Annotated in this window: 10 protein-coding genes and 3 pseudogenes; 5 read left to right on the forward strand and 8 right to left on the reverse strand. The window is 59.9% G+C overall.

Annotated elements, in window-relative coordinates:
* Positions 1-68: 68 nt before the first annotated feature.
* From AWB79_RS33490 to AWB79_RS33505, 4 genes and pseudogenes are all read left to right on the forward strand, one after another.
* Positions 69-941 carry an ABC transporter substrate-binding protein gene (locus tag AWB79_RS33490; RefSeq protein ID WP_061171743.1) on the forward strand — a complete coding sequence of 291 codons (873 nt, stop codon included), beginning with the start codon at positions 69-71 and terminating at the stop codon, positions 939-941.
* A 46-nt stretch (positions 942-987) separates the two neighbouring features.
* Positions 988-2094, forward strand: coding sequence for an amino acid ABC transporter permease (locus tag AWB79_RS33495; RefSeq protein WP_063963607.1), 1107 nt, complete (start codon positions 988-990; stop codon positions 2092-2094).
* A gap of 12 nt (positions 2095-2106) precedes the next feature.
* Positions 2107-2850 carry an amino acid ABC transporter ATP-binding protein gene (locus AWB79_RS33500; protein WP_061171745.1) on the forward strand — a complete coding sequence of 248 codons (744 nt, stop codon included), beginning with the start codon at positions 2107-2109 and terminating at the stop codon, positions 2848-2850.
* A gap of 159 nt (positions 2851-3009) precedes the next feature.
* Positions 3010-3165, forward strand: a pseudogene (locus AWB79_RS33505) (XdhC family protein); the annotation flags it as partial.
* Positions 3166-3576: 411 nt separating this feature from the next.
* On the opposite strand, the gene AWB79_RS33510 reads toward AWB79_RS33505, so the two are convergent.
* The 8 genes and pseudogenes from AWB79_RS33510 to AWB79_RS33545 all read right to left on the reverse strand — a co-directional run bounded on the left by AWB79_RS33510 (position 3577) and on the right by AWB79_RS33545 (position 10285).
* A complete protein-coding gene (locus AWB79_RS33510) occupies positions 3577-3951 on the reverse strand; it encodes a copper resistance CopC family protein (RefSeq protein WP_061171747.1) in 375 nt (124 codons plus the stop codon).
* A gap of 12 nt (positions 3952-3963) precedes the next feature.
* Positions 3964-4863: a hypothetical protein gene (locus AWB79_RS33515; protein WP_061171748.1), complete on the reverse strand. Its 900-nt coding sequence runs from the start codon at positions 4861-4863 to the stop codon at positions 3964-3966.
* A 96-nt stretch (positions 4864-4959) separates the two neighbouring features.
* Complete coding sequence (locus tag AWB79_RS33520) at positions 4960-5343, reverse strand: DUF2946 domain-containing protein (RefSeq protein ID WP_063963604.1); 384 nt, start codon at positions 5341-5343, stop codon at positions 4960-4962.
* Positions 5344-6394: 1051 nt separating this feature from the next.
* Positions 6395-7027, reverse strand: coding sequence for an NADPH-dependent FMN reductase (locus tag AWB79_RS33525; RefSeq protein WP_061171750.1), 633 nt, complete (start codon positions 7025-7027; stop codon positions 6395-6397).
* A gap of 288 nt (positions 7028-7315) precedes the next feature.
* Positions 7316-7660: a cupin domain-containing protein gene (locus AWB79_RS33530; RefSeq protein ID WP_061171751.1), complete on the reverse strand. Its 345-nt coding sequence runs from the start codon at positions 7658-7660 to the stop codon at positions 7316-7318.
* Positions 7661-8212: 552 nt separating this feature from the next.
* Complete coding sequence (hfq, locus tag AWB79_RS41110; RefSeq protein ID WP_082862547.1) at positions 8213-8704, reverse strand: RNA chaperone Hfq; 492 nt, start codon at positions 8702-8704, stop codon at positions 8213-8215.
* A gap of 26 nt (positions 8705-8730) precedes the next feature.
* Positions 8731-9834, reverse strand: a complete 1104-nt coding sequence (locus AWB79_RS33540) for an extracellular catalytic domain type 1 short-chain-length polyhydroxyalkanoate depolymerase (protein WP_061171753.1) — start codon at positions 9832-9834, stop codon at positions 8731-8733.
* Positions 9835-9868: 34 nt separating this feature from the next.
* Positions 9869-10285: pseudogene (locus tag AWB79_RS33545) on the reverse strand (ribbon-helix-helix domain-containing protein).
* Positions 10286-11213: 928 nt separating this feature from the next.
* Between AWB79_RS33545 and AWB79_RS38980 the strand changes: the two are divergent.
* Positions 11214-11767 (forward strand): annotated as a pseudogene (locus AWB79_RS38980) (sigma-70 domain-containing protein); the annotation flags it as partial.
* Positions 11768-12357: the final 590 nt, after the last annotated feature.

Below are 12357 nucleotides of genomic sequence, written 5' to 3' on the forward strand. Positions count from 1 at the left end.
GTGTAGTCCGCAGGAATCAGTAGTCGGTCGTCGAACGCTCGCTTCATTCCACAAAAGGGGAGACTAACGTGACGCAAAGCAGTGTGCCTCCGGCAAAGCATGCAAATCGGCTTCATCGGGTAATCGTTTCCATCGCGTTGAGTGCCTTCGCGGTCACGGCATCCGCTGCGGCGGACTATGGAAAATGCGAAGTCACGGGACAGAAAGGCTCGGTCAAGCTGACGACCGTCGTGCCGGGCGCGCTTTCGGTGCGGCCAGTGCTCGGCGTGCCGGGCTGGTGGAACGGCGATTCGCTCGACACCATCAAGGATGGCTTCGAGTACTGCATGGCCGCGAACATGGCTTATCGCGCCGGGCTCGACCGCGTGATTCTCGTGAGCCGATCCTTCCAGCAAATCCTGACGGGACAATCGCAAGGTTTCGATATCGCATTGAGCGAGATCACGATCACCGACGCGCGCAAGAAAGTGGTGAACTTCACCGAGCCGTATTTCGATTCCGATCAGGGCGTGCTCGTGAAGGCGGGCACCAAGGTCGACAAGAAGAACCTGAGCAGCCTGCGCTATGCGGTCGAGCGCGGAACGACGGCCTACGATTACATCAACGACAAGATCAAGCCGACGGAGCAGCCCAAGGTATTCAACGATCCGCCTTCCATGTACACCGCGCTCGCGGCCGGACAAGTGGACGCCGTGATCTACGACACGCCGAACGTGCTCCTGCGCGCGAAGAATTCGAACGGCGCGCTCGAAGTGGTCGGCCGTTTCGACACGGGCGAGAAATGGGGCGGACTGGTCAACAAGGATTCCCCGAATCTGGCGGCGTTCAATCAGTTGATCGAGGGTCTCAAGAAGGACGGCACGCTCGATCGGCTGAGCGCCAAGTATCTGACGCCGGAACTCGGTGTCGATCCTTCCAAAGTGCCGGTGCTGAATCCCTGAACGAGCGGAAAACATGCGCAACGCAACGCGACAGACGAGCGACGTCATGCCCGGTCCCGTAAGTAACGGACGACGCCTCAAAACAGGTGGCATGCCGGGCGTGCCCACGTCTCTGATGCTGGCGTCGGCCGTTGCGGTGGCTGTCGTCGTTGCTGGAAGCGGGTACACGATCGCAGTGATGCGCGCGTCGCTTCTGGCCGCGCAGATTGATCACGCGGCCGTCAATGCTTTCGCGGTGTTTCTGGCCTTGCTCTCCGTGTTGATCGTGTTGCCGCTCGTGCGGGGACTTCGCGCGTGCAACGCCATCCGCGACGCCGCCGCGCGCCGCGATCTGGCGAAGGCGCGCGGCGCGCGCACATCGGCGAGAGATCAGTGCTTCATCGCGTTGGGATACGCGCTCGCGCAGCTCGTTCTGGTGCTCGTGCTCCAGTTCTTTCTCGTCAACCATCAGGCGGTGGCGAAGACGTTTTTCGCCCTGCCGCTGATGATCAAGACGTTTCCGCTGGTGCTCGCCGCCTTCTGGATGAACGTCAAGATCGCCGTCATCACGGAGATTCTGGTCCTCGTCTGGGGATTGATCGTGGCCATCGCGATGTTCGCGCCGGGCGCGGCGGGCAAGCCGGTGCGTCTCATCGCGACGGCTTATGTCGATATCTTTCGCGCGGTGCCCGCCGTGCTCGTGATTTATCTCGTCGGCTTCGGCATTCCGTTGACCGGCATACCGGTGCTCAAGGATCTTTCGCTGACCATCTTCGTCATCGTCGCGCTGACGTTGACGGTCGGCGCATACGTCGCGGAGATTTACCGCGCCGGCATTCTGAGCATCCACTGGAGCCAGACCGCCGCGGCGCGCTCGCTCGGCTTGTCGCACTTTCAGACGCTGCGCTTCGTGATCATTCCGCAGGGCGTCCGGCAGATCATTCCGCCGATGCTCAACTCGTTCATCTCGCTGCAGAAAGATACCGCGCTGGTTTCCGTCGTCGGCGTGATCGATTCGTTCAACCAGTCCATGCTGATCGCGTCGAACTACTACAACCTGTCGGCGGTGAGCACGGTGGCGCTGCTTTTCATCGTCATATCGATTCCGCAGACGCGCTTCGTTGAACGGATGATGCGGCGCGACCGGGCGCGCATGCGTGCCGGCGAAGCCTGAGGGAGCGAGCTTATGTCTTTCATCGACATTCGCAATATCTCGAAGTCGTACGGTCAGGTGTCGGTCATCAAGCAACTGGCGATGACCGTCGACGAGCACGATGTCGTGTGCCTGATCGGGCCGTCGGGCTCGGGAAAATCGACGCTGCTGCGCTGTATCAACGGGCTGGAGGTGATCGACGACGGCGAGATTCTCGTTCACGGCGACCCGATCACCGGACCGGGCGTCGATGTGGACGCGTTGCGCCGCGACATCGGCATCGTGTTTCAGGGCTATAACCTGTTTCCGCACATGAGCGTTCTGGAGAACGTGACGCTTGCGCCGATCCGCGTGCTGAAGCAGCCGAAGGACGAGGCCGAAGCGCGCGCCATGACGCTGCTCGAGCGCGTCGGGCTCGCGCACAAGGCGAAGGAATATCCGGATCGATTGTCGGGCGGACAGCAGCAGCGCGTGGCGATCGTGCGCGCATTGGCGATGGACCCGATGGTGCTGCTGCTCGATGAAATCACATCGGCGCTGGACCCCGAACTGGTGTCGGAGGTGTTGAATATCGTGCGCGATCTCGCGAGCGAAGGCATGACGATGCTGCTCGCCACGCATGAAATGGGCTTCGCGCGCGAGGTTTCGTCGAAGGTGTGTTTTCTGTGCGATGGCGCGGTGTATGAGGAAGGCCCGCCCGAGCAGATTTTCGGCGACCCGACGCGCGACAGGACGCGCGCGTTTCTTAGAAGTATTCGGGACGCGAAGCGGATTTAGGGCTGGCGCGAATTGATCGCTATCGCCAATCAACCGATAAAAAATCGCTGATTCACGCCGCAGGCGCGCCTGATTACACTTCTCGCTCAAGCCGGACGCGGCGTCCGGCAGCGCCCACGCATCGCGTGATGCGGCGCAGGCGATAGCGAGAAGGCGATCATGGATAGCGTGAATCTCGAAGTGCTCAAGGCCAGCGAAAGCTGGATCGATGCGGGACATCGCGTGCTGCTCGTGACCGTCGTGAAGACCTGGGGTTCGTCGCCGCGCCCGGAGGGTTCGATGCTCGCCGTGCGCGACGATGACGTCGGTATCGGGCGGCTGCGCATGGCTTCTCGCGCCGAAAGGTCGCCAACAGGGCACCGCTGAAGCCGACTGACCATGCGATTCCGTAATGCGACTGTGTAAGCACCGTGGCGATTGCGGGGCCGCGTCGCCAAGCGGTGCGCCGCTCATCACGGCAGCTTGCAGCCAGGGGTACGCGACGGCGGTAAGCATCAGTGCGGTCGATTACCCGTCTGCCAACGGGGTAGCGAAGCTGGCGTACCCTTGTCGCTTCCTCTCCGCATCACGGCGCACGCGAGCGAGCCAGCCGCCGTTGCGAATAGCACGTCCTGTACTGCGGCGAGGGCGATCTGAGCAGCGACGAGTGGCATCACGGGTAACTCACCTCGGAAGTGAGGTGCCCGTGCATGCAACGTCGGCCCCCGGCAATGTCAAGCGGCCGATTCACTTTATATCGAAGCCATAGTCGCCGTGCGTCCTGTGTCCATCGGATGCGACGGCAACCCAGTGCACCGTGTAGTGCCCCGACTGCAAGGGCGGTAACGCGACCGCCATTGTTTCCTGATGTTGCGCATCGACCGCGGCCTTGGCGACATTGACCTGCTTGCCGCTCGCATCGGTGACAGTGAGGGAGGAAAAAGCGGGCTCGAGCGGACCATCGAAGTTAATGCGTACCTCGCTGGGCGGAGAGACGCTGGCGCCGGCCGCGGGAACCTGGGTGCGTGGAAAAACGTGCGCCGAAGCCGCCACGGCCCACATGAGCCCGAGCGCGCATGCGCCCCCGGCGTCGACCTTGCGCAGAATGTGTCGAAAGTTCATCTCATGCTCCCATCACCAGTTGAACAGCGGCTTGCCAATGGTCGTTGGCGCGACGTCGTCGAAGAATATATGCGCCTGCACCAGCACTCCGACGTGCGAGCCGCTCGCCCGGTTGATCGGGATCTGTGCCTCGATGCCGAACTGTCCGTAGCGGTTGATCCAGATGAAGCCGGGATTGACTGTGCCGGTCGTCTGCCCCTGGGCGCGCGAAATCGGAATCTCGATCAGGGGAATGATGCTGGCGAGCGGCTGCGGTAAGCCGAGCGAGTGCACGTGCTGTTCCAGATAAGGCAGGCTGTACTGCACCGTGAAGCCGTAATTGAATGCGTTCGGCTGGCCTGCGCCCGTGGTGAGCGCCGGGCCGGCCTCGCCAGTGATCGCGACCGGGCGCAGCCACGAAAGCGAATCGGGCAGATCGCCCATGCCCTTGCCGACGAAGACAGTCGGCGAGATCGTCGAGAAATTGTCCGCAATTGCGCGGCTACCCGTTCCACCGAGCTCCGCGTTGACACCGACCGAAGTCATGAACTCATGGGCTTCGTTGACGTACAACAGATACTTTAGGCCCACCTCGAAGTTATCGAAGCCGTGCGCGGTCGGATTGTTCTGCATTGCGTAAGTGCCGCCGACCGAAAGCGCCAGCCGTGAGGTGATGAGCTTGTCGTACTCAAACTGGAACGTGTTGATACTCTGATCGCCGTCGTCTCCAGGAACGCGGATGTGCCCGAACTGCAGATTCGCCTCGTCGCCAACGCCGGGATCGTCGACGGCCATCGTCGCGGGAAAGACGCGGTCGCCAGCAATCGCGTGAGCATGGGCGTGTTGCGGCAGCATTGTGACGGCCGCAAGCGCAGTCGCCATGACGGATAGCGCGACGCGTGAGGAAGCGCGGCGCGTGGAGAGAGTGTTCATGACCCATCCTGTTTTCTGAATTGTTGTCGTTGCCCTACGTGGGTGTGCACGAGGACGTGCGATGCGCGTGGCGCATCGCAATCGAGCAAACGCAAATTAGGAACGCAGGAGGGGTGGGGCGCGCGGCTGTCCCGGATTGAGCGGTTTGACGAGGCGTACGCTCTCGAACCGTGTCGCCCGTCGTTGCTGCACGGCCTCGACGATTTGCGCGAAAAGCCTGGGCGGCGTGATCACCGCCGGCATGTGGGCGAACAGGCTGCAATAGCCGCATGCGTCACCCGCATCGTGCATCGACGCATGCAACTTCGACGTCTGAGCATGATCGTGCTGCATCGACGGCATTGAGCAATGCATGCCACTATCGCCGGCATTGTTGCGCGTTGCGTCGAGTGAACGCGAGACGACAGGCGCGAGCGTGACCATCAGGATTGCAAGCAATCCGAGAAAGCTGCCAAACATCCGAAGAAGGCGGCTTCTCATCGGTCTGTCGTATGAGGCGAATGCGTCGGATTATGCCACGGGTGCGAGAGCCCACAAGGAGTCGCGGGTATACGCCATCGAGTCGCGCATCAACCACCAGACAGCTTGACTCGACGTCGATGGGCGGTGCTCTACGCGGCAATCATTCCAGATGTGATCGCCGAGTTGACATCGTTATTCGCAATGCGAATGAAATAAAATCGTCAATTCGCAGACTCGCACGCTTTGAGCGCTAGTTTAAGGGCGTAATAAATTACCTAGAGACGTTGCTCTTGAGTAGGATCCAGCGCCAGGTAGATCCATGCTCATAACAAGGTGGTCGAACATAAAGCCGGCACGACTCAGATTGCCACTTAGAAGGACGCTACGCGGTGGCATCGGGTGTAACGGCGGGAGGGGACCGGCGGTGCGGTTGAATCCAGTATTTGCGGAGTCGCGTCGAGTCGCATTTCCCCATTCCAGGACTTTCAAATTTCCTGCCCCCGGGTTGGTCACTCGGGATGTCCGAGCCGCAGAACGGCACGTGCTTACATTGAAGCCAACTCGGGCGAAAAAGCTCTCGAGATTCTCAGGGAAGGCGATAAGGTCGATCTTCTGATTACCGACTACGGCGCTCGACAACCTGATGCCCGGCTTTCGGCGCTGCACCCTTAACCGAGGCTGTCGAGACTTGGCGGAGAGCCCGAGTAAGCGATCCGCAACTTGCAGTCGCGTTGTCGGGCGGTCAAAGCAGTATGTGTCGCTGCTGTGCGGGTCAGATCTCTCCCGTTCAAGCTTTGCATTCGGATGGAATTAAAACGCATGAACACGCGGAGTATTGAATAGCACAAGACAGGCTGTGGCGAGAGCATGCGGACGCTCGAATATCGAATCGTGCTCATCGAGAGAGCACGTCCCGCCCGACACGGACGTGGACGTCCCCGCGACTGCTCGCCCGCACCGCCGTGCGTTCTTGAGGACTGGAAGGGCAGGCGTTTCCGCGCATGTCTTGCGGAAGGAAGCGCGCGAAGCGGGCCGAGACGAAAAGCCTCGACCAGCCGATCATCCAGATCTATGCAACAGATTCGGACCGCTTTGTCGCAGGACAATCAACGGTATCTCGCGCGCCGAACGCGAGTGCAAAGCTCGTCACTTGATGTCCAACCGTCCTAAGCTGCTCGACGACCTTGGGGTCCGAGCACGAATCGGCCGACTCGAAGCGTGTTTCCAGCGTGTTGACCGTCGCACCGAGCGGCGTCGGCCAGCCGCGCAATGCATGAATGACCGAGCGTAGCGATGTCAGCACAGTGCCAGCAGCCTGCCATCCATATACGGTGACAATGCTGCCGACCGCCCGTCCGTCCAGATAGGGACGATCGTCGTTTCGGAGTTCGTCTAGCGTATCGAGGGCGTTCTTCACGAGACCAGAAATGCCGCCGTGATAAGCAGGCGTAGCGACGATGAGCGCATCGGCGGCCCGTACCATTTCGATGAGTTCATGCTGTTCGTCGGTCAGTTGCCGGGTCTCGGGCGCGTAATGTGGAAGACTGTGCAGGAACGCGCCGCCGAAAAGCTGCACGCGCGCACCGGCGTCCTGGGCGCTCTTCAACGACAACGCAAGCGCGCGTTCCGTCGACGATCCTGGCCGCGTCGCGCCGCCAATTCCGACCACGAGAGGACGGTGGGATGAATGGATTCGGGTCAAGGTCAGTGCTCCAATTCGACGAGCGGAATGAGCGTTTCATTCCCGCTTGGACGCTTTGCTTCACGATGGATATTTTCTAAGCCCGCTGGATGCTCGGCTAAAGCTTTCTGGTTGTCTTTTTTCGAAATTGCGCCATGGCACATCGACCAAACCAACTGACGCCGCTATTCATCCGGTCGCGCCGTCCGAAGCGCGGCATCGAGCGATCGGTGAATTGAGACTGTGACCGCTGAGCCAGCTTGCGTAACATGAAGCAACGATATGCGTGAGTAGAATCTATCGGCCTGCTCAGGCAAAGACGAAGTACTTGCGCACCGTCTCCACCACCTCCCAGGTGCCTTTCATGCCGGGTTCAATCACGAATACGTCACCGGCCTTCAGGTGCACCGACTCCTCCCCTTCCGGCGTGATAATGCAGTAGCCGTCGAGGAAGTGGCAGAACTCCCATTTCTCGTAGTTCACCTCGAATTTGCCCGGCGTGCAGATCCACGTACCCATGATCTTGCTGCCATCCTTGGAGAGGTAAGCGTTGAGGTTCACGGTGTGCGGGTCGCCGCCGATGCGCTTCCATTTGGTGGCGTCAACGACTGGAGTCGGGCAGGTTTCGCGCAAAACGGTGATGAAATCGGACATGTCAGCTCCAAGCGATCGGATAAGAGGTTCACCACCTTAGTTCAATAGCGCTACTGAGGCTAGGATGCTTCCGACATCGACTCATCTATTTTCGACATCGACCTAGCATTCGACGCTGCACACGGACGCTATCAGTCTCGCTGCCGCCCATCGTTTGGCGATCAACATTTCCCGCGATGTGGCCGACAATTGTGCAACTCGTCCGGACTTGAATCGGACCCCGGTCTTGCGCAGCGTCATGCGAATGCTGCTGAGATACTCGGCGTGTCCGATCTCGTGGAGTTCGAGCGAACACCACCTCGGAGATAAGCGATTCACGCAATGAAGTCGCTGAGATAGAGTTGACCTATCGAGCGGTGTTAGCGTCTGCCAAGCCGACCGGCAGGCGCGCATTGCGCGCCCGGGAACGGATCGGACTGAGTTGGCGTGGCGGGACGGTTCGTCCAAGAGCAAAAAGAACGGACTCGCGCTGTCAGGCGGATATCGAGTCTTCGCGAAGCAGCGCAGTGAGGGGAAAATGGCCATGTCGCGACGGACTTGGTTCGCGGGGCTCTACCGAGGCGTGTTCCGCCCTGGGCGGATATGCTGTTCAATGACCGTGGAAACTGCGTTTTTATAGACAATCTGGGTGCCCGACGGCGAATGGATTGAAAGGACGTATTGGTCGAAGGACGCGACGACGCCTGTCAGCTTAATGCCGTTGACAAGAAACACCCATATTGGCGTTTGCTTCTCGACAAGTGTACGCAGGAACTCAGACTGGATATCTGCATATGATTGATTCATGGCGAATCCCTCAACTGAAGGACATCTCTTCGAGCGTTTGCGGTAAGCCGCAGTATGCATGAGTCCGCGCGAATTTCCCCGATGCGTCGTCGCAGAATACCCTCTCTGCCACAGAAGATCGAATCGATACACACCATCTCCGTTATCAGACCGCTCCGGCAATAGGCCCGCGCGGCGCGCTGGAGTTCGCATCACGAGCCGATGGCCATGCGGTCGGTCCTTGATAGTTGGGAGGCGATGCGAGTCGTCGGGCCGCATGAGTTCAGTCGACGGCACAGCACAACTTAGTAATCGCGAGGATGCTCAAGAAAAAAGCGCACCATCTCCGCGCTCGCATCCGGTCCGGCGGGGTCCGTATAACTGCCGTTTGAAGAGCCGCCTGACCAGGCATGAGGCGCGCCGTGAATGGTCCACAATTCCGCGGCTATGCCTTTGGCAGACGTCATTTGACGGACCGTATGCTTACGCGCGCCGGTATCGACAGACGATCGGCGTTCAGGCGTGGCACTATCCACCGTGAATCCGCGTACCAGTTCCGTGGCGTTGACGGGATGTACTGTCGCGTCGGCGTCGCCGTGAAAGACAATCATCGGGCGTTGAGGCGGCGCTGTGTCTGCCACGTTGGTACGGCCGACTTTTCCGGCTTTCGCCTTGGACTTTCCCCCGCGCATTGCCGCGAGGGCGGACGGTAGATCATGTGCACATCCCACGGGAAGCCCGGAATGGACGCCCGCCGCCGCATAAAGATCGGGGTAACGCTGCGCCATGATTGCCGCCATCGCACCTCCGGCCGACAGGCCGGCTACATAGACACGCTTCGAGTCCACGTTGTGTTGCGCCATGACCTCGCGAGTCATCCCCGCGATCAGCGACGGCTCGCCCTGATCACGTTGCTGATCCATCGGCCTGAACCAGTTCCAGCACTTGGACGTATTCGCGCCCTGCGGTTGAATCGGATAAACGACCATGAAGCCGTGGGTTTCCGCGAGGATGTTCATCCGCGTGCCCGCTGCGAAATCGTCAGCGTCCTGCGTACAGCCGTGCAGCATCACAAGGAGCGGCAAAGGCTCATCGCGATAGCAGCTCGGCACGTAGAGTTTGTAGTTGCGCTGGCCCGCGGCGCTCGTATAGCGTCGGGCGCTGAAGTGTCCGCAGTCCAGCACTTCGGCGTTCGTTTGCCTGGGCTGTGACTGACGCCGAGGCTGCAAGACGTCGGCAAAGTGCGGTTGCATCTTGTCGGGGTCCACGTGGGGACGGGCGGGTGGCGCGCTGGTCTGCTCGCCGCGCATGGCGCGCTTCACGATCTCCGCCGCCGCGGCGGGATCGCTGTTGCGAAAGCGTGCGAACGCCTCTTTCATCGAGTCTAAAAAGCCTTCGTTGAGTTTCATGTTTTTTCCGTTATCGAGCAAAGCATCGTTGGCCCTATCGGATCCGATCCGCTAGCGCAGCCTTGACTGCCGGTGATGCGTGGAGGGCACCGCGAACCAGGATTGAGTCGATTGTTGCCAGCGCGAGCTCGGGCGATACGTCAGCGGCGATGCTGGCTAAGCCCAGCACCTGGATCTTGAGCCGCTGATTGGCCGCGCGCGTCGCTTCGAGGTCTTGCTTTGAAAAGTACTGGAGACCCAGAACGAGTTCACGCCGAGTCACGGTGTCCTTGACCACTGGCGCATGAACCGACAGCTGATTGCGGATTGCCGTCCGGATGAGGTCCGTGCGGTTCGAGTAAAAGCCTTATTCCACAAGAAGATCGATCTGGCCCAAGTCCACCGGGCCAAGGTTGATCGTTATTTTTTCGGTCTCGCTGCCTCGCGAGCGTTCCGCCGGCTCTCTCGCCATGTCCTTCTCCAAACATCCTGTTACCATCCATATGGATGGTTGTAGACGGATTTCAAGCCTGGATCAATAACAATTTGATCCGACCGAGTTAGGGCGGGAAGCGCCGCGGTTATGTCGGTTATCGTAGGAATCGAGCCGATTGGGACGACGAATAGGCAAACCGGTGTCGGGCCAGCTCCTGCCCCGCGCGACCCATCGGTCGCGAACCGGCGCGATCTCACGCCTCAGGCAGCCTGGAGCGGACCCCCGCGCCGGGTAGTCCTTTGTGCACAACCGTCCTTGTGCGACTATCTGCATGGAACGCGCGATGCAGCTCCCATTGCGAGCGTCAATGAACGCAGTCGATCAGGATTAGTCATGCGCGGGCTCTACTCAGGGCACAAACGAACGTTGGAAGCGGAGATAACTGGGCTTGTTCGGACCGACCTGCACATAGCCGCCGGCAACGAACGCATTGCCAATTTAAAAACGTGGGCCACCTCCCCGCGCGGAAATGACGCTCCGGAATCGAACGCGAGGCTTATAGAAGCGGTCACGGAATCCGTGACTCGATTACGCGCCTACCGTGCCCTCAAAGTCGACGCAGTCATCGACTTTGAAAGGTCGAGCGATCGCTGCTCGAACGAGAAAAATTCTGTCTTTGATGACGCCGGGCCAGTTGGCAGATGGGCACGAGCCATCGACAACGCCATAGATGCATTGGTTGCAACGCTATCGCTCCCAAGCGGGTGCGAAAAGCGATGAAGGCATCCTGTCTTGCTATTTGGAGATTGAAGCGCTCCGACGTGAGCTCGAGGCGCTCGGCATCGACAGATCGGAGACGCTCCCGTACATGGAGCGACTTTCCCGTCCCGTACGCGACCGGTGAGCCTTCAAAATTTGTTCGAGATCGTTGAGTGACCCGCAAGCATCGGATCTGAGGCGCGGGGCTGCGGTGCGCCTTGTGATCTCGATATGGAAAGGTACCTGGACCGCGGCTTGAACTTTCTGGAACTGATTCAGCAAGGCAAATATCGGCTTGATGAAGGCGGCGGTGACGCGCTCGCTCGCCGATTAAGGCCGCACAATTCGCGTGCCGGTACATCTGATCGAGTCGATCAACAAGCTTAACTGGGGTTTCTCGCGAGATTCTGCAGCAGACCGGACGGGAAGCTCAGCCCGCGGCGCTCGCCGAGCGCACGGAGATGTCGGAACAAAGGACCCGCGACATGCGTAAAGTTGCCAAGTACCCGATCTCGCTGGAAACGCGAGTAGGCGAGGACGCTGATGCCACGCTTGGCGACATGGTCGAGGATTCAAGCACAACCTCTCCCTCGGACGCCGCTGTTCACGCGATCATGCAAACCGCGGTGAATGAAGCCTTCGACGGGTTGCCGCCGCGAGAAGCGAAGGTCTTTGCGTATGCGCTTCGGAATCGATGCTCGATCCGACTACACGCATCCGAGCCGTTCCGACAAGCTAAGAGGATATCTCGATCGCTGAGGGTGGGTCGGCTTGTCTCGGATAGCACACAGTTGCTGCAGGAACAGCAACTGACTCACTTCGGCGTCGCGCTGGTCCCCTTTTTTGCTTAGCCTGGTAGCGAGGCCGTCGCTGAATGTGACGAGCGGTTCGGTGATACGGACCCGAGATGGATCCGACATATGGTGCCTCTCGAGGAGATGCGGGGAAGGACGCATCGCGTAACTGGCCAAGATTGTGCCTGGGCCTGAAGTGTCTCCGCCCCGCCGGGTCTGGTATTGCAGCCGAACCTCGGCGTGATTCGGCAGCACTTTTCCGCCTCGGCCGCCGGGCCTCGGTCGGACTGACTGAGGCAGCGGAGCTTCCGGCTGCTGGTTTCGTCTGTCCCTTCAACCCGTCGCATCCGTCCCTCAAATCGTTTAAAAAAGACGCTTGACGCCATCGAATTAGCCCCGCATAATTCGCCTCCCGTTGAATGACGGCGCGCAAGAAAGCAAGCGAAACGAATTACTCGCGAAGCAAATAACTGCGCAATGCTCTTTAAAAACTAACAGCCGATAAGTGTGGGCGCTTGATGCAAGTGCGGCTGGTTCTTCGGGATCAGCAATAGC

The sequence above is a fragment of the Caballeronia hypogeia genome (genome assembly GCF_001544875.2).
GTDB lineage: Bacteria > Pseudomonadota > Gammaproteobacteria > Burkholderiales > Burkholderiaceae > Caballeronia > Caballeronia hypogeia.